This window comes from Allobosea massiliensis (assembly GCF_042655245.1).
Taxonomy (GTDB): domain Bacteria; phylum Pseudomonadota; class Alphaproteobacteria; order Rhizobiales; family Beijerinckiaceae; genus Allobosea; species Allobosea massiliensis.
On sequence record NZ_JBHSLU010000060.1, the window covers coordinates 1 to 22,076 of the forward strand.

The window sequence follows — 22,076 nt, forward strand, 5'->3', positions numbered from 1 at the left end:
CAACCATGCCTGGTCCTACGACTTTGTCGAGGACCGCACCCATGACGGGAGAAAGTATCGCATGCTCAACATCATCGACGAGTTCACGCATGAATGCCTGGCGATCCGCATCGACCGAAGGCTGAAGGCGATCGATGTCATCGACGTGCTCTCGGACCTGTTCATCCTGCGCGGCGTGCCCGGGCATATTCGTTCAGACAACGTCCTATGTCGGGAGGCAGCTTTGGGCTTTGGCCAACAGGTCTCATCGCGCCGGCAGATCGCCGACGTCGGCAGTAAGCTGATCCAGATGGTTTCCACCGCCAACGGGATCGCTCCCAGCCATAGCAAACACAGGATCCAGCGGCATTGACGCGGCCGTGGTCCTCACCGTCCTCAAGACGAGATACGCACCCAGGTGGAAGGCCCGAACATTATCTACAGGGTCGCCTTTGGCGCCCTCACGGCCCTTGCAGAGAGGGGTCCTTCCACCTGGCACCCGGTCGCTCCAGGAACGGCCGGTATTCTGTCCCCGTCTTGACGACGGCATGCGCCACCCGCGCCATCTTGGCGGTGAGCGCGGTCATCGCCTTGCGACGGCGATCGGCATCGTCCGCGTGGCCGGCAACATAGCGGCCGAGCTTGTCGCGGAAGCTGTTGTCACATTGGCGCGCGGCGACCTGCGCCGCCATCCAGAACGTTCGGCGCAGGCGGGCATTGCCGTACTTCGACAGCTTAGTCCGACCGCGGAATGTGCCGGATTGGCAGGTAGCGAGGTCGAGGCCGCAGAACTTCAGGAACTGGCGGTGGTGGCCGAACCGTCTCAGGTCTCCGGCCTCGGCGAGGATTGTCAGAGCGTTGATCGGCCCGATTCCCGGAATCCGCCGCAGCAACTGGTAATCGTGATGATCAGCCAGCGTGACCTGCGCGATCTCCTCGATCCGGTTGCGCTCCCGGATCAGGCCCCGCGCCTGGGCAATGATCATCCGGAACATCGTGATCGCGGTGCTCTCCTCCGGCACGGGCAATGCAATCGATGAGCAGGCCGTCTCGTAGATGTCGTTGATCAGCCGCGCCTTGGAGACCTTGCGGCCGACCAGAGGCCAGGCCTCCGTCACGAACGCTTCCCGCTCCAGCGCGAGGATACTGCCGGGCGTCGGGAAGCGCTCGATCAGTGCCAGGAACCAATCCGAGCGGCTATTGCCGGCGAAGCGGCCGATCTCCGGGAAATACAGCGGGAGATAATGCGTCAGGATACGGTGCCAGGTCTGCGTCTTGGCCTTCGAGATCGTCTCGGGTGTCTTCGACAGCTCCTGGAGATCGTTGATGCCGGCGGCCAACGGGTCGACATAGACCTGCGTGGCACCGATCCGCAGCATGTGCAGAATGACCTGGGCGTCCTTGGGATCGTTCTTGTCCCAACCGTTGTGTAGCGCCTCTCGCGTCCGGGCGAGCGCGACCGAGGAGATCAGCCGCAGCTCGAAGCCTGCCGTCAGCAGCCGATAGGCGAGCGTGCGATGGTAATTGCCGGTCGCCTCGAAGCCGACAAGGATCGGCCGCCCGATCGCGGCAAGGTCCGCAGCCAGGCGGTCGTAATCCGGCTTGGTCGCCATCACGGTCATCCGCCGGCGTCGACCGCCTTCCGGCCGCTCGATCAGGACTTCCTAGCGGAGCTTCGACATGTCGATGGCTACCAGCACGACGCCGGTGGGAGTAGAAAAGCGCTTGGTCATGGTCGGCCTCTCTCCAAGGTGTTGTCTCGACAACTTCACTTTAGAGACCTGCTGCTCGGCCATGACCGCCGTGACGGCGCGCTGCGCTACGCAAGGCTTCGCGCGCCGTCAGCCAACGGTCGAGCCTCTTCCCAATGTGCTACGGCACCGAGTTCACCTCGATGGCGATCCTGCGCTGGTGCCAGGAGACCGGCGTCGCGTGGCACTACATCGCCCCCGGCAAGCCGACGCAGAATGCCTTCATCGAGGCGTTCAACGGGCGCTTCCGCAGCGAATGCCTGAACACCCACTGGTTCCTGACCCTTGCGGATGCGGCCGAAAAGATGGAGGCTTGGCTCAGATACTACAACGAGGATCGGCCGCACGGGGCCATCGGCAACAAGCCACCGATCCTGCTGCAAAATTCCGGCGGAACACCCAGCCCTCCGCCGTGATCGAAGACCAGAACTCTACCTTCCGGCGATCCAGCAGATGGTCTCGGATCAATGAAACCCAGGACTCTCCCTCAGAACGGAGGAGAAAAGGGTCTCAGGTCACACGCTCTCGGCGATCGTGCGCAGAAAATCAGGGTCGCCGCTCTTCGCGGGAAGCTCGGCAAGCGCTAATCTGTCCTCGGTCATCGGGTTCTCCGTTTCGGTCAGGTCGAAGTCTCGCAACTCCACCTTCTCAAACGGGCCCGGTGCCCACACCGGCTCAGGCCAAAAACGCAGCGGATTCTCCACTGCCGTTTCCACGGGAAGCGCTCCCCGAAATTACACAACCTGCGCGGACGCGAACTTCGGCAGCCATAGGCCTTAGATGATCTTCGTACCGATCTCATATATTTAGGTATGATGACGACGGGTTGGCATGAACGTGGCGAGGCGACATTGGCTGCGGTTTCTGTTGCGCGTTATGGCGAGCGTGACGGGGTGATTGCGGGGCTTTCCGCGACGCTTGGCGTTGCGGCGCAGACATTGCGGCGCGAAGCGGCTGCGGTGCGTTTTCTGCGCGACGACTTCGATGGACCGGGCGAACTGGGCTCGCGGCTTAGGCTCGCGCCGATGGCGTCGGTCGAGTTCATCGCGCGCTGGCAACGGCACGATCGGCAGGGCGCGCTGGTGGCGGCGCGGCGTGTGGCGGATGGCGAGCTCAGCGTGCGCGCGATCGCGCAGGCGGAGCGGGCGGCGCGTTCGAGCGGCGCCGATCAGCCGAGCCCGGACAGGCGAGCTGACCAGGTTTTTCGGGAGGCCGTCGCTGCGAGCTTTGCGGCGATCGGCGGCAAGGTCGAACGCTATGTCGTCGGCGGGTTCGCGGTCCCGTTCGATCTGTGCTGGTGGGTTCATCCACGATGGCCGGTCTTCGTCATCATCGTCGGCCCCTACGGCGACCGCGAGCGCTACGATGGGCGACGGGTCGACTGGTGCCTGCGGGCCCATTTTCACAGCCGGCAGAGCGAGGCGCTGATAGTCCTGGCGGAGCCCGGCGCGCTGGCGTCCTACGAGGCGTTCAGGGATCGCAACGGCCTGAGCTTCGATGTCATCGCATCGACCACGGGACGTTTCGGGATCGGCGCCGGCCAGGATGTCAGGTCGGTCTCGCGCGGACGGTGGAGCCAGGCCATTGTCCCTTGCGCCGTCTGATTCGATGATAACGACCGTCCGATAATAAGGGGCGCCCAGCGGCGTCGGTCGAGGTCAGCCATGACGAGCCTTGTCGAAACCCATGCCCGGATGGAGCGTCTGCTGGCGCTGCTGCCCGAGAGAACCCCCTCCGAAGGGACGATGCGCCAGTACCGTGGCGTGCATGAGCGGATGCGCCGGGCGGGCTGTTACGACCCGATGGCCTGCGCCTGTCCGGCAAGCTACAACCGGGCACGGGCTGCGCTGCACTTCTGCGCCCGCGAGACCCTGCTGCGGCTGAAGGCCGACCTCGAAGCGCGTTCGCGCGCTGGAGAGCGCAAGGCTGCGAGCCTCACTGCGGAGGCGCTGGCGCTGTATCTCGATCGGGTCGAACCGGCGATCCTGGCGCACCCGCCCTGCGCCGATCCGGACTACCGCGCCGCCTCGCCGTTCCGCGCCAAGGCGGACGCGCCCCGTCGCGGCGCCGGCTCGAAGAAGCACAGCCTGAAAGACAAGCCGGCCGACTGGCGCGAGCAGGTCTTCGTCGCGACGCCGGAGACCAGCCCCTACAAGGCCGCGATCGCGGCGATGTGCCTGTCGACCTGCCGCGTCGGCGAGTATGCCGAGACCATCCGCGACCAGCAGTACTCGCCGGGCGTCAGGGTCATCAAGCGCGACCGGCTCCTGGAGATTTTTACGATCGCGCAGAAAAGCCATAACGGCAAATACGGGCTCAGCATGTCCGGCGTGGTGGTCGCCATCGCGCAGGGCGGGGCGCCGGCGGCGCATCTTGCAAAACTGTGCGACGAGGCCGGTGGCGCGATCGAGATCGCGGTCGAGAGCACGGAGGGCTTGCGCAAGGCGGTGGGCCGGATTGCGGGGAGACTCGGCTTCAGCAATGTCTCGCCGAACTCGTTTCGCGCGCAGTGCATCGCGGACGGGAAGGTGACGCTTCCCAACGCTGAGATGGTCGCCGCCGGCGCTGGCCACTGCAGCATCCGCAGCCAGTCGCGCTATGGCCGCGCCGAGCATGGCCGGCGCGGTGGTGGCGGGCTGGTCGGAACCTTCAGCGAGCGGCAGCCGCGGCCGGCGTCAGTCGAGCGCATGGTTCGGTTCGAGGCGATGCGGCTGACGCGCGCGATCGAGCGCGGCCGCGCGCCGCCGCGCTTCGCGGCCTGATCGTCACGGACTGCCGGCAGCCCCGGCATCGCCCGCGCCGGCCGAAAGCTGCAGGCGCTCCATCAGCGGGCGCAGCACCTTGAGCTCGCCCTCGCAACGGACGATCTTGTCGCGCAGTTCGGTTTGCTGGTGATGAGCGGCGCGCAGCTTGCCGGCCGCCTCCTCGAGCCTGCCGCGCGCCTCGGCGAGCCTCGCCTCGCCAACCTCGACCTGCGCTTCGAGCGCGCGGATCGCGCCTTGCGCCTCGTCAAGCATCTCCCTGGCCGCCTTGCGCTCCTGGACCAGCTGGCCGTTGGCCTGAAGGACCGCCTCGCGCCAGAACTCGGCCGCGAAGGAATGTCCGGTCTCGATCAGCTTCTCCGGCAAGGGTGGCGCGAGATCGAGCGACTTCGGCCGCCAGGTCGCGCGAAAGGCGGTGATGGTGGTGTAGGAGCCCTTGCCCAGGAGCTCGCGGATGCCGTCATGGGTCGGCTTCTTGCCCTGCGCGTTCAGGGCGTCACAGGCGGCATGGACATGGCGCTCCTCGACGCGCTCGTCCTCGGTGGGACCCTCGGTGAAGGGCGGCGGGTTGATCTCGTGCTGGTCGTCGTCGGTCGACATGGCGGTTGTGGCTCGCGTGTGAGGAATGTATAACGCACATTACCACGATTCGCACCGCCGTCCAAGTTCGACTGACGGCTCTCTCGATCGAACGGTTAACTCACCGCTCCAGCCCCCTCCGATCCATGTAGCGCCTGTAGGATGTAGGCTACGTGCTACAGGCTACAGAGCTGAACGCGCGGCGGGCCAGCTGCAGGGCTCGCAAGCGGTGCTAGAATCAGCTGGCTCGGCCCGGCCTCGACCTGTCGGCGGTGGCCTGCAACGCGCTGCGGACGCTGGATGGTTCCAGGAAGCGAGATCGAGCCTTATTCCGCCTCTCGCCGCCCCGCGACCCTGGTCTTTGTGATGCTGTCTGCGGCCCTGTCGTAGGTGATCTCGAAGACGCCGAAGCGATCCTTGATCCGGCGCTTGGGGGACCTCTCCCCGACTGTGCGGGGATAGCCGCTTTGATGATCATCGCACGTGACGGCGAGCCAGGCGGATTGACCAAGGGTCGACCTCATCCGCCCGGGTGCGCCGCACGCGTCGCAGGTGCATTCGGAACGCAACTCGGCGAGCAGGATCGCCTGATCGATCGCTGCTTCGGTCTCAGGCCCGACGGGGGCGAGGATCTCAACACGAAGTTCGCCATATTTTTCCTTGATGTCGATGATGACGATTTTGGTCGATGGTGGCTCGCCGGCGAGCGCCTGAGATATCCGATCGAACAACCTTGAGACGACATCCGCCCAGCCGTCGCCGACCGACATATACGGGCGGGTGCCGGCGATCCAGCCGGCGTGCTTGTCATAAATCTCGGCCTGCCAGTCGGCATGCTTGCGGCGTGACATGAGCGTCTCCATCAGGATCGACGGTTAGCGCGATGCGCTGCAATCGCGAATTTGTGGATGTGCGACGGTGTGCCAACTCGTCCGCTGTCGGGGTGTCCGGGCGATGACACGCAGGCGGCTGTGGCGCCGCGCGTGGTTGCTCATCACATGTCGTCAGACCCTCGACGTCGTTGCCGGCGGCGAGGCCGAAGAGCCAAGCTCGTCCGCCTCGCCATCGTTGCGACAGGCAATCGCCACGAGCTCATCGCCATCGACGACCTGCTGGCGCATGAGGGCCCCCGTAATCGCCTCGATCAGGGTGCGCTGGTTCGCGACGAGCTGATGCGCCTGCCGCATCAGGCTCTTGAGCCGGACGTCGACGGTATTGGCGAGCGCAAGATCGCGCCCGACCAGTGCGAGTGCGCCGTCCGGGCTGGCGCGGGCAACGAGCCCGTCGCCGAGTCCGAAGCTGACCTGTGCTGCGGTGAGCAGCCTCGTCGCTTCGCTGATATCACTGGCGGCGCCGGTGTCGGGCGCGGCGCCGGCCGCCATGTTGGCGGCACGGCCTGCGAGCAGGACGAGGACGCGACGCTCGATGTCGGCGAGCGTCGAGACGCTCGGGATGGCAAGCTCGGTGATGCCGCCTGCGGTCCCATGGCCGCGGATCGAGACCCGCGCGACCTCGAACCCGAGCGCGAGCGCAACTGCGGCATGGCCAGCCTCATGAACCGCGACATGGCGGCGTTCGGCCTCGCTGCGCCCATCCGCCGGGAGGATGGCGCGCTCAAGATCGGAAAGGTCGAGCGGGCGTCCTTCGCCTCGGGCGAGGCGGCGCGCGGCCTTGACGATTGCGGTGACGTCGGCACCGGTCGCGCCCGGCATGAGGCGGGCGAGCGGAAGAAGATCGAGCTCCGCCAGATCACCCTTCAGATGGGCGCGCAGGATCGCGGCGAGGCCGGCGGTGTCGGGCGGCGGGACGTGCAGCTTGCGGTCGAAGCGGCCTGGCCGCGTCAACGCCGCGTCGAGATGCGACAGGTGATTGGTCGCGGCCAGGAGCACGACCCCGCGCCTGGCGGCCCGGCACGCATCGATCCGGGTCAACAGCGTTGTCACGACGCTCGACCACCACTCCCGCGACCGCGCATCGGCGACGGCACGATCTGGCAAGGCGTCGATCTCGTCGAGGAAGAGCACGCTCGGCGCTTGGGCCAGTGCCTGGGCAAAGACTTCGTCGATTTGCTGGAGGACGTCGCCGAGATGGCCGGTCTTGCGCATGAACCAGTCCGGGACGCTGGTGGCAATGAGGGGGACCCTCGCACTCCTGGCGAGCGAGCGGGCGAGCAGGGTCTTGCCGGTGCCAGGCGGTCCAAAAAAGATGCCGCTCTCGATCTCGCCATAGGAGATCGTGCCGGCGCGAGCTTCATCAAGCGCGGCGCAGAGATCGAGGCACCACGCCTTCGCTTCGCCATAGCCGGAGAGTTCTGATAAAAGCGGCGTGTCGTCGACGGGACCTGGCGCAGCCTTGCGCGCGCTCGCCTGTCGCAGCCGGCGCAGGCTCGCCTGCGGACTGGAGGACGGCCGGATTGCGGCGGCGATCTCGATCAGGTCGAGCCCGGCGATGTCGCCTGGCTTGACCACTGAACAACGCTTGCCGAAAGTTCCGGCGATCGCGCGGCGGACCAGCGTGGGGCCCAACGCCGGGATGACGAGCTCGGCGTCGGCGCTGGTGCGCAGCAGCGACGGCAGAAGGCCGGCATCGACGGTGATGCCGACTACGCCACGCCCGTCCTGCAGGAGTTCGACGACGAAGGCATCGCTCGACTTCTTGTCGCCGTTCTTGCGCTTGCCCTCGAAGACGATGGCGCCGGTCTTCTCGCGATCGACGATCGCCTTGATCGGTTCATACCAGATCTCGGAGGGGGTCTTGATCAAGACCGCCTGGCCACGCTTCATCCGCGAGATCAGGCGCGGGCCCCCGGCCTCGTGCCAGGCGATCAGCGCGAGCAGATCGAGCGGGATCAGCGGCGTCGTGGCGACATCCCTGCCGCTATCCGACAGGCTGTCGATACCGGTGATGAAGGCGTCGTCTTCGGCAGTGGTGTGGGCGCTCATGACAGGGCCTCCATGAGAGCCTGGATGGAGGCCCGGCGGATCGCGGCGCGATCGCTCCTGCGCCAGGAGGCGATCAGCGGCTCGATATCCTCGCCGAGATAGCGCCGGCGCTGCAGCACGAAGGCGAGCGTCGTGCGCGCTGCATCCGAGCCGGCAAGCGCGTGCAGCAGGACCAAGGACATCACGAGGTCGTGGCGCGGGGTGTCGAGCACGTCGAGCCCGGACAGCTTCAGCGCCGCAGCGACGGCGGCGGCCGGGTCGCCGGCGAGCGCCTCGCGCCAGTGCTCGACCCGAAGCGGCGTGACGGCGCAAAGCAGAGCGCGCAGCTCGACCCGGTCGCGATCGGCGATCGCGTCGGCAGGCACGCTGCGCCAGAGCCGCAGCAGCGGGGCCGAGCCGCCAACCTCGCAAGCCGAGGCGGCGATGGCTACGTGCGGCATGGTTCGGGTCGTGGCGGGATGGGCAAGGATGGCGGCGGTCATTGGGGCGAGCTCCAGCGATCGCCGGCACTGGGCCGGCGTCGGGTCAAAGGTGAGGTAAAGACGAAGGCCGGCGGCGGCGAGCGCCGCCGTCAGATCAGGCGGGCGGGCTCAGCGCGAGGGCCGGACCAGCCTGGCGCCCGCTCAGCATTGCCAGCGCGCCGCGGCCGGCGCGGCGGGGCACGGGTTCGGCCGTGCGGTCGGCGAGCCGCTCCTGCGCGATCTGCAGCATCGGCGGCACGCGCGCGACCATCCTGGCCTCGAGCGCGGAAAGCGCCGCGTCGATGGTCGGGATCACCGGCACGCCGAACAGGTTGTCGAGCCCCTCGCGGGTCACGGTCAGCTCGTCGCGGAACCCCGACCGGCCGTAGAAGTCGATGACGTGGCAGCGATAGTGCTTCAACTTGATGCCCAGAAGCGTGCGCAGATAGGAGGCGAGCTGGAGCCTGGCGCAGGCGAGATCGCGCTCGGTCGCCTTGCGCTTCTTGCTCTCGGTGATGCCGGAGCCCCTCTTGATCTCGATCACCATCGCGACCGAGCGCTGCTGGTCGATCACGATCATGTCGAAATGCCCGACCCGGACGGTCGCGCCGTCGCTGGCGAGCGCGAGCTCGCCGACGCGTCCGGGACCGTTCTCCTGGACATACATCTCGGCCGCCCTGGTGATCGGGATGCGCACCTGCTGCATCACCAGGAAACGGCGATTGCGCACCAGCGCGGCATAGAGAGCGTCCTCGATCACCGCGCCCGAGCGCTTGACGACCGAGGTCAGGAACGACGTCACAGCGCTGAGGCTGTGGCCGAGCAGCGGATCGACCGCGAACTCGGCCGAACCCGCGCCCGACACCGTCTTCTCGATCCGGGCGAGCAGATCGGCCGGCAAGGCCCGCGGCGGCGAGACCGGCATGATCGTGGGGACGGCGGGGACGGCGGCGGAAACAAGGCTGGAGGCTGCGTGATGCATGGCGTAAGGTTCCTCTCGTGGACGGCGTGTCCACGGAAGTTATTGTGCTCATAAAATGCACAATTGCAATTTTGAAGTACAACTGTGGTTAATAGGCAGCAAATAAGCGCTGCGCGGGGTTGGCTGGGTCTGTCGCAACAGGATCTTGCCGATCTGACAGGCGTATCGAAGCGCACGATCAGCCATTTTGAAGGAGGCGACCGCCTCCCCCACGACCGCACGCTTCGCGACTTGCAAACCGCCCTCGAACAGCAAGGCGTCGAGTTCCTGTTCGAGAACGGGCGCGGCGTCGGTATCCGCGCAAAACCAAAGCCCGACAGCGGCGACGGCGCGTAGAGTGCCCACCATTGCGGGCTTCGAGCCGGCAATGCGCAGCCGGTCTCGGATAGATCGGCTCAGTTTATGCCGTTAGAGCACATCGGCAATGCGGATTTGTAGCGTCGCCGCTAACGGTCTGGACCGGCGAAACTTGTCCTCGAGGTCGAGCCGTCGGTGTGGGTAACGACAAATCCGTTCGGGCCGAGTACAACGTGATCGACCAGCAGCTTAAGGCGCTGCTGAAAGGCGGCGCGGACGGCTAAATCGTCGGGATCGGCGTTGAGCCTGTCATAGACCGCCCGCAGTCCCTCGGTCGCGCTATCGACATCGACGGATTGCGATTGCCGGAAATCTCGGTCCAGCGCCACGATCTCATCGTCGGCCGCGTCGACTGCGGCTTCGAGCGCCTGGACCTGTTTGCCGAGGCGGCTGCCGCCACCGGACGCCTGAACGAGTTGAATCAGATTGTCGAGCTGACGCTCAAGGTCGTCGCGGCGGGCTTGCGCCGAAGAGAGCGCGGCTTTTGCCTGGCTCTGCCGATCGGTGGCTGCCGCGATCAGGCCTTTGCGGCGCTGGCCCAGACCGAACACCACCGCGAGCTCGACGCGCTTGTAGTCGTACATCGTCCGGTGATCGCAGCCGGCGCTCGCATGTGCACGGCCGCATTTGAGCTTGTGACCGCCGCCGCGAACCGTTTTGTCGATGAAGACAAGGTTGTTGCTGCACGCCTCGCAGCGCACGAGCTTCGACAGAAGGTTCTTGCGGCGACCTGGCGTGCCCTTGCCGAAGCCGCGAGATTTTGAGGCAGCCTGTGCCGCCCAAAAGGTCGCCTCGTCGATGATTGCCGGAAAATACCCGTCGATCGGCGCCTCCGCCGTCGCATCCGAACCACCGGCGAGTTTGCCGCGCGGGATATAGCGTCCATAGGCCGCCGGGTTCGACAAGATCTTTGCGATATAGCTGTCATGCCAGAACTGGCTGCGCTTCCTGCCGATGCCCCAGGTCGGCACCTCCTTGTCGTTCAGCTCTTTTTGAATCGTGCGGCGTCCGATACCGGCGATCGTGTCCGCAAACATCTTTCGGACGATCTCGACGCGCTTGGGGATCTCGACATAGCGCCCGGATCTCGGCCCACCGACGAGCTCGAGCCAGGCGGGGCAGCGGGCCGTCATCGCCTGCCGCTCATCGGCGGCACGTTGGCGTTTAGCTGCCCAGGCATCGGAGACGCGCTTGGACTTCATCGCACTCTCTTCGTGAGCGCGCGACATCACAACGATGCTGATGATCAGTTGCGTCTGGTCGGCACGCAGGCTCGCTCGCGAATAGACCCGCTGGTCGGCCAGTGTGACGATGACGATGCCGTTCCGGGTCAGGCCCAGAAACAGCTCCAGCGCATCGACGACCTCTTCGCGTGACAAGCGATCGAGACTCTCGACAAGGAGATACGACCCCTTGGCGACGTCGCCACTTTCCACGCGCCTTAGGAAAGCGCCCAACGCTGCGCGCTCATCGCGGTGGCGGCCTTTGAAGGCGGACACACCCTCGTCGCGGAAGCTCTCGTCAAGATGCAGGCCATGCTTGGCCGCATAGGCGCGCGCCAGCTCAATCTGCCGGCGAAAGCTCTCGCCCCGAGCCTGCTCCGGCGTCGAAAAGCGCACGTATGAATACGCGAGAGGCTTGCTCGGTGGCGGCTGTAGATTGGTCCTGGATCGTGCCATTTGTTTGCTCGGGTTCAGACATTGTGCATTAACTCGCACCAACCGACAATAATAAAGCTGATATTAAGAGGTTGTGGCCGCCGGCCGCGGCGATCTCGAGGACGCGCTTGGCGCTTTCCTGGCCCTTGATGTCGGCGAGATCAGGAAGCGGGCCTGCCTGACGGGCCACCGCAGGCTCCGGCCGCGCCATGACCTGCGTGCCCTTGAAATGATTGGCGAGCTGGATCAGCGAGCGGGGCGCGAGGATGTCGATATCGGCCGCCGCCCAGGCGGCTTCCGGCCCGCAGGCATGGGGGCAGATCAGTCCCTGGCCGCGGCCATAGGCGGCGATCGCCGCCGGCAGCACGCCGGCGACCGCGGTGATCGAGCCATCGAGCGCGAGTTCGCCCAGCACGGTGTAGCCCGCGAGCGCATCGGCCGGAATGGCCCCGATCGCCGCCATGACGCCGAGCGCGATCGGCAGATCGTAATGGCTGCCCTCCTTGGGCAGGTCGGCCGGCGCGAGATTGACGGTGATGCGCTTGGCCGGCAGCGCCAGGCCCGAGGCGATCAGCGCGGAGCGGACGCGCTCCTTGCTCTCGCCCACCGCCTTGTCCGGCAGGCCGACCAGGATGAAATTGACCCCGCCGGGCGTGACCTGCACTTGGACATCGACGGCGCGTGCCTCGATGCCCTCGAACGCCACCGTCGCGACCCGCGTCACCATCAGCGCCACCCCAGCCCCGAAACGAGGCTAGCGGAGCTTCAGGCTGCGCGCAAGAACAGATCAGGAACTCACGCCGGTTCGACCGTGCTCTTGCGCGCCACGACCTGCCGCAGCAGGACGGGAGACGCGAGGGCGAGCCCGATCAGCACGCTGGTCGGCGTCGCCAGGATCATCGGCAGGGCGGCGAGTGCGATCAGGAGCCGCTCCCACATCGCCAGCGGCGCCAGGAACCAGCCGGCGAAGGCGGCCGAGAGCAGGGTGATGCTGGCGATACAGGACGCCGTCGAGCCGACGAGCTCCGTCCAGGTGAAGCCCGGCGCCATGATCAGCATCGAGGGCGAGAACACGAAGACGAAGGGCACCAGCACCTTGCCGAGCGCCAGACGGAACGCCGTGTTGCCGGTCTTGAACGGGTCGGCCCCGGCCATGCTCGCCCCGGCATAGGCGGCGATCGCGACCGGCGGCGTGATGTCGGCCAGCACGCCGTAATAGAACACGAAGAAATGGGCGACGAGCGGGTTGACCCCGAGCATGCCGAGCGCCGGCGCGGCGACCGTGACCATGATGATGTAGTTGGCCGTCGTCGGCACGCCGCAGCCGAGCAGGATGCAGACCAGACCGGTCAGCAGCAGCGTGAAGAACAGCGTCGCGCTCTTCAGGTCGAAGGGGAAGAACGGGATCAGCCCCGAGACGCCACGCGCCCACTGATCGGCGAGCGAGGTCACGATCCAGGAGATCTTGAAGCCGACGCCGGTCAGCGTGACGACGCCGACGATGATGCCGACGGTGGCCGCGGCCGCGCCGACACCGATGGCGTATTTCGCGCCGAGGATGAAGGCGTCGATCATGTCGTCGACGCGCTTGCGCCCTTCCGCCGATTTCATCAGCACGCCATGGGCCATGATCAGGAAGGCGGCCGCCGTGAAGGCGAAGTTCACGCCCGGCACGCGCAGAAACTCCGTCGGCGCGGCGATGCCGATCGCCAGCGCGAAGACCAGGGCCGAAGCGGCGCGATGCTGGGCGAGACCGACGAGCATGCAGCCCGTGATGCCCCAGAAGGCGGCGAGGTAGGGCGTGTAGCCGGTGAACAGCACCATGATCAGCGCAAACAGCGGCGCGATCGTCGGCCAGTCGCGGGCGAAGACCTCGGAGAGCTTCGGCGCGTCGGCATCGGTCATGCCCTTCATGCCGTTCTTGCGCGCCTCGAAATGCACCTGCATCAGGACGCCATAGAAATGCATGAAGGCCGGGATGATCGCCGCGATGACGATCGAGGCATAGGGCAGGTTGAGGAACTCGACCATCAGGAAGGCGGCCGCGCCCATGATCGGCGGGGTGATCTGGCCGCCGGTGGCCGCGGTCGATTCCACTGCCGCCGCGAAATGGCGGCGATAGCCGAGGCGGATCATCATCGGGATCGTCAGGGAGCCGACCGTTACCGTGTTGGCGACCGAGGAGCCCGAGATCATGCCGAACAGGGCCGAACCGAAGATCGAGACCTTGGCCGGGCCGCCGGCGAAGCGCCCGGCCACCGCGGCCGCAACGCCGAGGAAGAGCCGGCCGAGGCCGATCCGGGTCGCGAGCACGCCGAACAGGACAAAATGGAAGACATAAGTGGCGACCACGCCGAGTGCGACGCCATAGACGCCCTGGCTGGTCAAATAGAGATGGTTGACGAGGTTCGACCAGCTTGCGCCGGGATGCAGGAAGATGCCGGGAAACCAGGTGCCGAAGATCGCGTAGGTCATCGCGAAGAGCGCGATCAGCGGCAGGCCCCAGCCGATGGCGCGGCGCGTCGCCTCGATCATCAGGACGATGGTGATCGTGCCCATGGCGACGTCGAGCGTCGAGGGGTTGCCGACGCGGAACACCATGTCCTCGAAGATCCAGGGGACATAGAGGCTGGAGACCGCCACCGCGACGGCGAAGACCCAGTCATAAAGCGGGACGCCGCCCGGCCGCAGCAGCGTCGAGGGATGGACAATGGCCGACTGGCTCTTGCGGGCGGAGAAGACCAGGAAAATCAACCCCAGCACGAAGGCGAGGTGGATGCCGCGATGGGTCGTCTCGCGCAGCAGCCCGAAGCCGGCGGTGTAGTAATGGAAGGCCGAGAGGGCCAGCAGCAGCCCGCCGATGATCAGCGCGGTGCCATGCGGCACCTTGCGGAACTGCATCTCGGGATCGAGTTCCTCCTCGAGCTTGGCGAGTTCGGCGGCGGAGGGCTGGCTGGTCATGGGCGGGGGTTCGCTTGTTGGAACATCAAATGAGCGCGCCGTCATTCCGGGCTCGCAGACCCGGAATGACGGCGCGTTTGGTGTGGGCGCTGATGCGCCCGCTTACTTCAGCAGGCCGGCTTCCTTGTAGAAGCGCTCGGCGCCGGGATGCAGCGGCACGCCCTGCAGGCCGTTGAGCGCGGTCGCCTTCTGGATGGCCTTGCCCTTGGCGTGGCCGGCATCGAGCGCGGCGCGGGTCTTGTCGCTCCAGAGCGCCTTGGTCACGGCATAGACGGTGTCGGCCGAGATCTTGGACGAGGTCATCCAATGGGCACCGACGGCAACCGTCTTGACCGCGCCGACATCCTTGTAGGTGCCGGCCGGAATCTCGTCGGCGGCGAAGAAGGGAAAGTCCTTGGCGAGCTTCTCGGCCGCCGCGCCGGTGATCGGCAGGATGTCGATGCCGGAGCCGGTCGAGGCGAGCTCCGAGATCGCCGCCGCCGGGAAGCCGCCGGTGAAGAAGAAGGCGTCGACCGAGCCGTCCTTCATCTTCTCCGCCGCCTGGTTGGGCTTGAGATATTCCGGCGTGATGTCCTTCTCGCCGACGCCGAAGGCGGCGAGGATGGCCTTGGCGTTCAGCAGCGTGCCGGAGCCCGGCTCGTCGAGCGAAACCTTCTTGCCCTTGAGGTCCGCAACGCTCTTCACGTTCGAGGCCTTGCGGACGACGAGGTGGACGCTCTCGGGATAGAGGTTGGCGATCGAGCGCAGCTCCTCGACCTTGGGCTTGCCCTCGAAGACGCCGGTGCCGGAATAGGCCCAGAAGGCGACGTCCGCCTGCACGAAGCCGGACTCGGCCGCGCCACCGACGATCGCGTTGACGTTGGCGACCGAGCCGTTGCTGGCGACCGCGGTGGAGACGAGCTGCGGCGGGGACGAAATCGCGTTCGCGATCAGGCCGCCGATCGGATAATAGGTGCCGGCCGTGCCGCCCGTGCCGATGCGGAAGAAGGCCGGCGCCTGGGCCAGAGCGAGGCCGGCGGCGAGCGCGGCGCCGCCCAGAGCCAGGCCGGCGACGACGAATTTCGAACGAAGATGCAGTGACATGTCAGGCTCCCGATGAAGGGAGGCACTGTCTTGGGCTTTGCCCTGCCAATCAACCGAAAAGTTAAGGCAAGGTTACCCCGTCAACATGCGGCCGTCAGGGCGCGGCCGGCTGCCCCTTGCCCTTCTTGCCGCCACCGCCTTCTCCGGAGATGCGGTCCGTCCAGGCCATGACCAGTCCCGAGACGACGAAGACGACATGGACCACCACATACCACATCAGGTCGCGGTCGCTGGTGCCCTTCACATTCATGAAGGCCTTGAGAAGCTGGATGGCGGAGATCGCGACGATCGACGAGATCAACTTGAGCTTCAGGCCCGAGAAGTCGATCTTCGACATCCATTCCGGCCAGTTGCGGCTGGTGCCGGCATCGATCTTGGCGACGAAGTTCTCGTAGCCCGAGAAGATCACGATCACGATCAGCGAACCGGTGAAGGTGAGATCGATCAGCGCGAGCACGGCGAGGATGACCTCGGCTTCGGTCGCGGTGAAGACATGGGTGATGAAGTGCCAGGCCTCCTGCAGCGCCTTCAGCAGGAGGCCAGCGAGCCCGACGACGAGCAGCAGATAGAACGGCGCCAGTAGCCAGCGGCTGAAGGAGAGCGCGGCGCCGAAGCCGCGCGAAGCGGCCCCGCTCTCTGGGGCGGTCGCCGCCGTCTCGTCCATGCTCTCCCCCGCCATCGTTCTAGACCCCCTCGTCCGGCAGCCGCATCTGCCACGGCCGTCGCCGCTGCGGCAAGCCGGCCGTTCAGGCGGCGGCGACGCCCACGCCGATCGGGCAGGACACGCCGGTGCCGCCGAGCCCGCAATAGCCGGCCGGGTTCTTGGCCAGATATTGCTGGTGGTAGTCCTCGGCGAAGTAGAAGGGCGGCGCATCGAGGATCTCGGTGGTGATCGGCCCATAGCCGCGCGCCGCCAGCGCCTGCTGATACGCCTCGCGCGAGCGTTCGGCCGCGGCGCGTTGACCCGCATCCGTGACATAGATGCCGGAGCGGTATTGCGTGCCGACATCGTTGCCCTGGCGCATGCCCTGGGTCGGGTCGTGGCTCTCCCAGAAGGTCTTGAGCAGCGCCTCGTAAGGCAGCATGGCGGGATCGAAGACCACCATCACCACCTCGTTGTGGCCGGTGCGGCCCGAGCAGACCTCCTCATAGGTCGGGTTCGGCGTGAAGCCCGCGGCATAACCCACCGCCGTCGTCCAGATGCCCTCGCCCATCTGCCAGAACTTGCGCTCGGCGCCCCAGAAACAGCCGAGCCCGAAGATCGCGACCTGCATCCCCTCCGGATAAGGGCCGGCGAGCGGGCGCTTGTTGACGAAATGGCGCTCGGCCGTCGGCAGCGGCGTATCGCGGCCGGGCAGGGCCTCATGGGCCTCGGGCAGGGCGGTCTTCTTGCGCAGGAAGAACATGGCGGGCTCCGTGTCGGGTTCCGCCAGGATATGGGGATCGGACGGCGTTTCCGACAGATGGCGCGCGGCGCCTTCCCCTTCACCGTCGCGTGACGATGCCGATGCCGGGCTCGGGCGGGGCGCCTAGCCGGAGCAGGAGGAAGCCGAGCAGCAGCGCGACCAGGGAGGCGGGCACCAGGAGCAATGTCGTCAGCACCGGATCCCAGACCCAGCCGGGAAGATGGCGCTCGACGACAGGCCGCAGCGCCTCGCCGCGGGCGCCCGACAGCGTCGTCACCGCAAGATCGACGGGGGTATAGCGCAGGCTGGAATTGGCGATCGAGCGGGCGCCGTCGATGACGAGGGAGACGAAGCCGGCCGCCACGAGCAGATAACCCAGAAGCCGCAGCAGAAACCGCACGCCCACCCTCCTTTCCCGAACCGGACCCTGCCCCGACGGCGCATTCCGCCCGGCGGCTGCCGCCCGCCGGATCTCCGCACGGGCCGTCCCGATGTGCTCCTTCACCCGCCGCTTTGCAACGGGCCGCGGCGCGGCCGCCGCGCGATCTGTCGAGGGATGCGAGAACGCGCTTGAAAGAAACCCGCCCCGCGGTCATAAGCAGCGCGCCGGACAGGTGGCCGAGTGGTTGAAGGCGCACGCCTGGAAAGTGTGTATACGGGAAACCGTATCGCGGGTTCGAATCCCGCCCTGTCCGCCATTTGCGCAAATTGTCGAACAACAGCGACCCGTTACGAACCTTTGCGCTTCCAGATTGGCGGCATCAGGTGGCCACGGCAGATGGCGATCATGAGCAGGATCACGCCAGCCGAGGTGCAGAATACAAGCGCGAAGATTGAATGCTCCATGCCGAAGGCGCCACCGGTCAGCCATTCTGGCCCTGCGATCGCTGCCTTCAGCAGGCCTGGCTCGGTGACCGAGCCCGAGACGACGCCGGAGAAAACCGCCGATTGGAAATAGTTCCATCCCATATGCAGCCCCATGCAAATCCAGAGGCGGCGCGTGAGCATGTACGCCGCCGACAACAGAAGCCCGGCCTCTATGGAAATGTAGATCGCGCCACCGAGGGTTGCCGCAGGGTTCAGAAGGTGAAGCAAGCCGAACACGAGAGATGACGCTGCGATGCCCGCCCAGCTTCCGAGAATGTCTTCAACGGACTTATGCAGGATGCCGCGAAAAAGGAGTTCCTCGAAGATGCCCGATTTGATTGCCAGGGCGAGATTGGGCAGCAGGAAAATGACGGGGTTGACCCCCTCGACTTTGTAGTAGCCAAGCAGCATCAAGCTCACGGCGCATGCGGTATAGAGGCCTGCCCCGAGCAACGCGCCAAGAGCCCATTCACGGACAAGTCCGGGCGTTGAAAGTTCAGTCACGTCGCGGCGTTCGACAAACTTTCCGTAGGCAACGTAAAGCGCAATTGCGGACAGCCCGAGGACGCTCTGGATCAGCGTGCTCAGCAAGGGCGAAGCCCGATAATCATCCAGCCACGACTGGGCCCAGCCCATGAACTGTAGCATCGCAGCGCCCAGAACGATGAGGCGGAAAAGCGGCGATCGCAGAACGAGTTGCCAGATGGGAGTTCGGGCCTCAGCATTCGCATTCATGTCGTTGCCTCGCCCTCGTGATCCAGCAATGGCAGCATCGCGCGCCCGCGCACAGCAGAGACAACCTTGTTCTTCGTCGCGGCTCTCATGGCAGCCGATCTTTTCAGGACCTGAAGCCTCCCGCAAACACGTCGCGGTTCGCGCCAACTGGCTTTTCCTGACGTTTCAACGATGCCCTTTGGCTGCCAGCCCCTCCCCTGGACGCGAAGCCATGTGCCGGAGCCGGAGCAGAACGCTCGCATCCAGTTTCCCCTCTCCGCCATCCCGATATTGCTGAGCGACGCAGAGCGCCAACCACAGGGTCGGGGACGCCAGACCCTCTGCCATGGCTCGCCAAGCCGGGAGCGGCACCCTGTGGCCCCCTTTGTCGCGCATGTGCGGTCTCCCGGTGAACGTGGCCGCGGCGCGCGCAGGCGCGCGATCGTCGCCGGATCAAGGCCGCCGATCGCCGGCTCATTGATCGAGCCCGTAGGAACTCAGCCGCGGATCGAGTTCGAATTCATGGGCAAGGAAATCGATCATCGCGCGGACCTTGGGCGCCAGGAAACGCCGCGAGGGATAGACGGCCTGCGTCGGCAAAGGCTTCGGCTCGAAATCGGCAAGAATGACCGCGAGGCGACCCGAGGCGATCTCGTCGGTGAAATGCCAGACCGGAACCACGCCGATGCCGAGGCCGGCGAGCACGCCCTCGCGCACGCCCTCGGAGTTGTTGACGCGATAGCGCCCGGAGACCGTCACCGACACCGGTCCGTCGCGGCCCGAGAACTCCCAGCGATTGCCGGTGGCCAGCCGCGCATAGACGATGCAGTCGTGACGGACGAGATCGGCGGGCTCGGCCGGCGTCCCGTGAGCGGCCAGATAGGCGGGGCTGGCGACGGTGACGCGCCGCGTCAGCCCGATCCGGCGCGCAATCAGGGACGGATCGATGATCGCGCCGATGCGGATGGCGAGATCGATGCCCTCCTCGACGAGATCGGTGAAACCGTCGTTCATGACGAGGTCGATGGTTACGCCCGGATGGCGCGCGAGAAAGGCCGGAAGCCGTGGAACGACATGCAGCCGGCCGAACACCACGGGGCAGGCCAGCCGCAGCAGCCCCGTCGGCGCGAGCCGCTGGCGACCGACCGACCCCAGCGCCTGCTGCACGCTGTCGAGCGTCTGGCGCGCCTGCTCATAAAGAACGCGGCCATCCTCGGTCACGGCGAGGGCCCGCGTCGTCCGCTGAAACAGCAGCGCGCCGACCCGCTCTTCCAACGCCGCGATCTGCCGCGAGATCGTCGGCTGGCTGGTGTTGAACTCGGTCGCCACGGCCGTGAAGGAGCCGGTCTCGACGACCCGCTGGAAGGTTTTGAAGAGGGTCAGGAGGTCGGACATTCATACATCTTGCGTATCAATGTTCTGTCGACAAGGGGAATTATCGGGTCGGGATGAATGGCGCATGGTCCGGTCATGGAGCGGACGCAAGGGACGCTCCCAACCCGGAGAGACCCCATGACCGCGTTCACGCTGCACACCGTCGAGACCGCTCCCGAAGCCGCCAAGGCCCAGCTCGCCGGCATCGAGAAGGCCTGGACCTTCATCCCGAACCTGCACCGCACCCTGGCCGAAAGCCCCGTGACGCTGCAGGCCTATGACGCACTGTTCGGTCTCGTCGGCCAGAGCAGCTTCACGCCGGCCGAGCAGCAGGTCGCATTTCTCGCGATCAACGTCGCCAATGAATGCGAATACTGCACCGCCGGCCATTCGGTGCTGGCCAAGATGGCCGGCGTTGCGCCCGACATCATCGCCGCGCTGCGCGAGAGTGCCCCGGTCGCGGATGCGCGGCTGGAGGCGCTGCGCCACTTCGTCGAGCAGGTCGTCGCCGAGCGCGGTTTCGCGGGCGATGACGCGGTCGATGCCTTTCTGGCGGCCGGCTTCACCCGGGCGCAGGTGCTCGAGGTCGTCCTCATCGTCGCGACCAAGACGATCTCCAACTACGTCAACCACCTGACCCATACGCCGCTCGATGGCTTCATGGCCCAGACGAAGTGGACGGCGCCGCGCAACCGCGCCCATGCCTGAACGCGCCGCGCCGGCGGCAGCGCCGCCGCCCCCCCCCCAGACCATCAGGAGCCGGCCTCATGACCATACAGACCTCCACCAGCCTGAAGCATGACCTCGACGCGTTCCGGGAGGAATGGACCCGGCGTGTCGGTGCCGACACCGCGACGCTGGTGGCGCAGGACATCGACAACCTGCGCCAGTCCGGCCTGCTCGACCGGGTTGCGCGCGCCGGCTCACCGATCCCCGCGCTGAGCCTGCCGGACGCGACCGGCGTTCGCGTCGATCTGCGCGCCCTCGCCGAGGTCGGCCCGCTCGTCATCCTGTTCTACCGCGGCGGCTGGTGCCCCTACTGCAATCTGGAGCTGCGCAGCTACCAGCAGCGGCTGGCCGACTTCGCCGCACAGGGCGCAACGCTGGTCGCCGTCTCGCCGGAGACGCCCGACGACACGCTCGACACCGCGGAGAAGAACGGCCTCGCTTTCCCGGTGCTGTCCGATGTGGGAGGGCGCCTGGCCGATGCGTTGGGCATCCGCTTCAGGCTGTCCCCCGAGATCGAGGCGCTCTACCGCCGCTTCGGCCACGACCTGCCGGCCCGCAATGGCGACGGCGAATGGTCTCTGCCGATGCCCGCCACCTTCGTCGTGGCTAAGGGCGGCACGATCGCGGCCGCCTTCGTCGATCCGGATTACCGGGTCCGCCTCGACCCGGCCGAGGCGCTCGCGGTGCTGGGAAGGCTTTGACGGAGCCGCCTGACCCACTCAAGGCTTGAGATAGTCGTGGATCTTGCGGCCGAAGGGCAGGGTCAGGTCCGCGATGAAATGGTGGGCGCCGAGCACCCTGCGCACCGGCAGGTCGGCGACCGGCGCGTTGACATGCGGCACCAGATGCAGCCGGCCGGGGCCGATCCAGGAGCCTTTGACCGTGATCTCGGTCAGGTTGAGGGCGACGAGCTGGCAGATCTCCGGCTCGCCATCGACGCCGGGGATGATCTTGAGGTTGACCTGTGTCTTCGACAGCGTCGCGGTCGTCTTCGCGCCGTTGCCGGCGAGGCTCTCATGCTTGTAGCCCATCGTCCCCATCGCGACCTGCTGGCCGGCATAGTCGAGCGTGCCCGTCAGCGTGTCCTTGACCAGTTCCAGCTTCGGATGGGCGTATTTCTTGGGGAAGCCCCAGATCTCGCGCCCGGCCGAGATCGGCGGCTCGACATCGAGATACATCTGCGAGACGAAATTGACCTCCTCCTCGCCGAAGCGGCAGGGGATGACGATGCCGGTCTCGGTGTAGCTGCCGAAGCCGGAAGAATCCGGCATCTTGATCCACTCGTAATGGACGACCGGCTCCGCCAGCGGCTGCAGCGGCTCGGGCAGATGGTGGCGGATCAGTTCGGGATCGGTCTCGTAGCTGATGATCATGTATTCGCGGTCGATGAAGCGATAGGGCCCGGCCGGATAGCTTGGGCCCGCGAGCGGCATCGAGGGCAGGTCGAGGATCTGCTGGCGGTTCATGGCGA

Annotated in this window: 20 protein-coding genes, 1 tRNA gene and 4 pseudogenes; 7 read left to right on the forward strand and 18 right to left on the reverse strand. The window is 66.4% G+C overall.

Annotated features, from left to right (window positions below; translation table 11 throughout):
* Positions 1 to 202, forward strand: a pseudogene (locus ACFPN9_RS17170) (DDE-type integrase/transposase/recombinase); the annotation flags it as partial.
* 215 nt (positions 203 to 417) lie between these two features.
* On the opposite strand, the pseudogene ACFPN9_RS17175 reads toward ACFPN9_RS17170, so the two are convergent.
* A pseudogene (locus tag ACFPN9_RS17175) lies at positions 418 to 1,712 on the reverse strand (IS110 family RNA-guided transposase).
* A 143-nt stretch (positions 1,713 to 1,855) separates the two neighbouring features.
* Here ACFPN9_RS17175 and ACFPN9_RS17180 point away from each other — a divergent pair.
* Positions 1,856 to 2,146: pseudogene (locus ACFPN9_RS17180) on the forward strand (integrase core domain-containing protein); the annotation flags it as partial.
* Between the two features lie 99 nt (positions 2,147 to 2,245).
* Here the strand turns inward: ACFPN9_RS17180 and ACFPN9_RS17185 are convergent.
* Entirely contained in the window at positions 2,246 to 2,446 is a 201-nt protein-coding gene (locus tag ACFPN9_RS17185) for a hypothetical protein (protein ID WP_156450835.1), read from the reverse strand.
* Positions 2,447 to 2,581: 135 nt separating this feature from the next.
* On the opposite strand from ACFPN9_RS17185, the gene ACFPN9_RS17190 reads away from it, so the two are divergent.
* Complete coding sequence (locus ACFPN9_RS17190; protein ID WP_156450836.1) at positions 2,582 to 3,334, forward strand: hypothetical protein; 753 nt, start codon at positions 2,582 to 2,584, stop codon at positions 3,332 to 3,334.
* A gap of 60 nt (positions 3,335 to 3,394) precedes the next feature.
* Entirely contained in the window at positions 3,395 to 4,492 is a 1,098-nt protein-coding gene (locus tag ACFPN9_RS17195; RefSeq protein WP_067989477.1) for a hypothetical protein, read from the forward strand.
* Positions 4,493 to 4,495: 3 nt separating this feature from the next.
* Here the strand turns inward: ACFPN9_RS17195 and ACFPN9_RS17200 are convergent, their stop codons facing one another.
* From ACFPN9_RS17200 to ACFPN9_RS17260, 13 genes and pseudogenes are all read right to left on the reverse strand, one after another.
* Positions 4,496 to 5,092: a DNA-binding protein gene (locus ACFPN9_RS17200; protein WP_067989478.1), complete on the reverse strand. Its 597-nt coding sequence runs from the start codon at positions 5,090 to 5,092 to the stop codon at positions 4,496 to 4,498.
* A 305-nt stretch (positions 5,093 to 5,397) separates the two neighbouring features.
* Positions 5,398 to 5,934 carry a hypothetical protein gene (locus ACFPN9_RS17205; RefSeq protein WP_067989479.1) on the reverse strand — a complete coding sequence of 179 codons (537 nt, stop codon included), beginning with the start codon at positions 5,932 to 5,934 and terminating at the stop codon, positions 5,398 to 5,400.
* A gap of 141 nt (positions 5,935 to 6,075) precedes the next feature.
* The gene (locus ACFPN9_RS17210) at positions 6,076 to 8,013 is read right to left on the reverse strand and encodes an AAA family ATPase (RefSeq protein WP_067989480.1); all 1,938 of its coding nucleotides are present in this window, start codon (positions 8,011 to 8,013) and stop codon (positions 6,076 to 6,078) included.
* Positions 8,010 to 8,495: a hypothetical protein gene (locus ACFPN9_RS17215; protein ID WP_067989481.1), complete on the reverse strand. Its 486-nt coding sequence runs from the start codon at positions 8,493 to 8,495 to the stop codon at positions 8,010 to 8,012. The genes ACFPN9_RS17210 and ACFPN9_RS17215 overlap by 4 nt, the downstream gene beginning before the upstream one ends.
* Before the next feature lie 94 nt (positions 8,496 to 8,589).
* Complete coding sequence (locus ACFPN9_RS17220) at positions 8,590 to 9,456, reverse strand: hypothetical protein (protein WP_067989482.1); 867 nt, start codon at positions 9,454 to 9,456, stop codon at positions 8,590 to 8,592.
* Positions 9,457 to 9,504: 48 nt separating this feature from the next.
* Positions 9,505 to 9,804, reverse strand: coding sequence for a hypothetical protein (locus ACFPN9_RS30330; RefSeq protein ID WP_067989483.1), 300 nt, complete (start codon positions 9,802 to 9,804; stop codon positions 9,505 to 9,507).
* 98 nt (positions 9,805 to 9,902) lie between these two features.
* Complete coding sequence (locus ACFPN9_RS17230) at positions 9,903 to 11,432, reverse strand: recombinase family protein (RefSeq protein ID WP_067989484.1); 1,530 nt, start codon at positions 11,430 to 11,432, stop codon at positions 9,903 to 9,905.
* A gap of 118 nt (positions 11,433 to 11,550) precedes the next feature.
* Positions 11,551 to 12,198 (reverse strand): annotated as a pseudogene (locus ACFPN9_RS17235) (magnesium chelatase domain-containing protein); the annotation flags it as partial.
* 68 nt (positions 12,199 to 12,266) lie between these two features.
* Complete coding sequence (locus ACFPN9_RS17240; protein ID WP_465247894.1) at positions 12,267 to 14,477, reverse strand: TRAP transporter permease; 2,211 nt, start codon at positions 14,475 to 14,477, stop codon at positions 12,267 to 12,269.
* Between the two features lie 57 nt (positions 14,478 to 14,534).
* A complete protein-coding gene (locus ACFPN9_RS17245) occupies positions 14,535 to 15,515 on the reverse strand; it encodes a TAXI family TRAP transporter solute-binding subunit (protein ID WP_066733891.1) in 981 nt (326 codons plus the stop codon).
* Between the two features lie 94 nt (positions 15,516 to 15,609).
* Positions 15,610 to 16,179: a TIGR00645 family protein gene (locus ACFPN9_RS17250; protein WP_066733888.1), complete on the reverse strand. Its 570-nt coding sequence runs from the start codon at positions 16,177 to 16,179 to the stop codon at positions 15,610 to 15,612.
* A gap of 82 nt (positions 16,180 to 16,261) precedes the next feature.
* Positions 16,262 to 16,921: a peptide-methionine (S)-S-oxide reductase MsrA gene (gene msrA, locus ACFPN9_RS17255; protein WP_066733886.1), complete on the reverse strand. Its 660-nt coding sequence runs from the start codon at positions 16,919 to 16,921 to the stop codon at positions 16,262 to 16,264.
* 79 nt (positions 16,922 to 17,000) lie between these two features.
* Positions 17,001 to 17,321 (reverse strand): hypothetical protein, encoded by a 321-nt coding sequence (locus ACFPN9_RS17260; protein WP_066733926.1) that lies wholly within the window; start codon positions 17,319 to 17,321, stop codon positions 17,001 to 17,003.
* Between the two features lie 208 nt (positions 17,322 to 17,529).
* On the opposite strand from ACFPN9_RS17260, the gene ACFPN9_RS17265 reads away from it, so the two are divergent.
* Positions 17,530 to 17,619, forward strand: a tRNA-Ser gene (locus tag ACFPN9_RS17265).
* Positions 17,620 to 17,650: 31 nt separating this feature from the next.
* On the opposite strand, the gene ACFPN9_RS17270 is transcribed toward ACFPN9_RS17265, so the two are convergent.
* A complete protein-coding gene (locus tag ACFPN9_RS17270) occupies positions 17,651 to 18,670 on the reverse strand; it encodes a CPBP family intramembrane glutamic endopeptidase (RefSeq protein ID WP_377817298.1) in 1,020 nt (339 codons plus the stop codon).
* 306 nt (positions 18,671 to 18,976) lie between these two features.
* Positions 18,977 to 19,897 (reverse strand): LysR family transcriptional regulator, encoded by a 921-nt coding sequence (locus ACFPN9_RS17275; protein ID WP_377817299.1) that lies wholly within the window; start codon positions 19,895 to 19,897, stop codon positions 18,977 to 18,979.
* Positions 19,898 to 20,014: 117 nt separating this feature from the next.
* On the opposite strand from ACFPN9_RS17275, the gene ACFPN9_RS17280 reads away from it, so the two are divergent.
* Complete coding sequence (locus ACFPN9_RS17280) at positions 20,015 to 20,584, forward strand: carboxymuconolactone decarboxylase family protein (RefSeq protein ID WP_377817300.1); 570 nt, start codon at positions 20,015 to 20,017, stop codon at positions 20,582 to 20,584.
* Positions 20,585 to 20,643: 59 nt separating this feature from the next.
* Positions 20,644 to 21,306, forward strand: coding sequence for a peroxiredoxin-like family protein (locus ACFPN9_RS17285; protein ID WP_377817301.1), 663 nt, complete (start codon positions 20,644 to 20,646; stop codon positions 21,304 to 21,306).
* 18 nt (positions 21,307 to 21,324) lie between these two features.
* On the opposite strand, the gene ACFPN9_RS17290 is transcribed toward ACFPN9_RS17285, so the two are convergent.
* Positions 21,325 to 22,071 (reverse strand): acetoacetate decarboxylase, encoded by a 747-nt coding sequence (locus tag ACFPN9_RS17290; protein WP_068078836.1) that lies wholly within the window; start codon positions 22,069 to 22,071, stop codon positions 21,325 to 21,327.
* Positions 22,072 to 22,076 lie beyond the last annotated feature (5 nt).

What these genes read in the sequence shown, in the direction of transcription:
- ACFPN9_RS17285 (WP_377817301.1), top strand. Translation starts at nt 20,644, where the DNA reads ATGACCATACAGACCTCCACCAGCCTGAAGCATGACCTCGACGCGTTC.
- ACFPN9_RS17205 (WP_067989479.1), bottom strand. Translation starts at nt 5,934, where the DNA reads ATGGAGACGCTCATGTCACGCCGCAAGCATGCCGACTGGCAGGCCGAG.
- ACFPN9_RS17220 (WP_067989482.1), bottom strand. Translation starts at nt 9,456, where the DNA reads ATGCATCACGCAGCCTCCAGCCTTGTTTCCGCCGCCGTCCCCGCCGTC.
- ACFPN9_RS30330 (WP_067989483.1), bottom strand. Translation starts at nt 9,804, where the DNA reads ATGGTGGGCACTCTACGCGCCGTCGCCGCTGTCGGGCTTTGGTTTTGC.
- ACFPN9_RS17195 (WP_067989477.1), top strand. Translation starts at nt 3,395, where the DNA reads ATGACGAGCCTTGTCGAAACCCATGCCCGGATGGAGCGTCTGCTGGCG.
- ACFPN9_RS17280 (WP_377817300.1), top strand. Translation starts at nt 20,015, where the DNA reads ATGACCGCGTTCACGCTGCACACCGTCGAGACCGCTCCCGAAGCCGCC.
- ACFPN9_RS17275 (WP_377817299.1), bottom strand. Translation starts at nt 19,897, where the DNA reads ATGTCCGACCTCCTGACCCTCTTCAAAACCTTCCAGCGGGTCGTCGAG.
- ACFPN9_RS17200 (WP_067989478.1), bottom strand. Translation starts at nt 5,092, where the DNA reads ATGTCGACCGACGACGACCAGCACGAGATCAACCCGCCGCCCTTCACC.
- ACFPN9_RS17245 (WP_066733891.1), bottom strand. Translation starts at nt 15,515, where the DNA reads ATGTCACTGCATCTTCGTTCGAAATTCGTCGTCGCCGGCCTGGCTCTG.
- ACFPN9_RS17290 (WP_068078836.1), bottom strand. Translation starts at nt 22,071, where the DNA reads ATGAACCGCCAGCAGATCCTCGACCTGCCCTCGATGCCGCTCGCGGGC.
- ACFPN9_RS17210 (WP_067989480.1), bottom strand. Translation starts at nt 8,013, where the DNA reads ATGAGCGCCCACACCACTGCCGAAGACGACGCCTTCATCACCGGTATC.
- ACFPN9_RS17250 (WP_066733888.1), bottom strand. Translation starts at nt 16,179, where the DNA reads ATGGACGAGACGGCGGCGACCGCCCCAGAGAGCGGGGCCGCTTCGCGC.
- ACFPN9_RS17240 (WP_465247894.1), bottom strand. Translation starts at nt 14,477, where the DNA reads ATGACGGCGCGCTCATTTGATGTTCCAACAAGCGAACCCCCGCCCATG.
- ACFPN9_RS17215 (WP_067989481.1), bottom strand. Translation starts at nt 8,495, where the DNA reads ATGACCGCCGCCATCCTTGCCCATCCCGCCACGACCCGAACCATGCCG.
- msrA (WP_066733886.1), bottom strand. Translation starts at nt 16,921, where the DNA reads ATGTTCTTCCTGCGCAAGAAGACCGCCCTGCCCGAGGCCCATGAGGCC.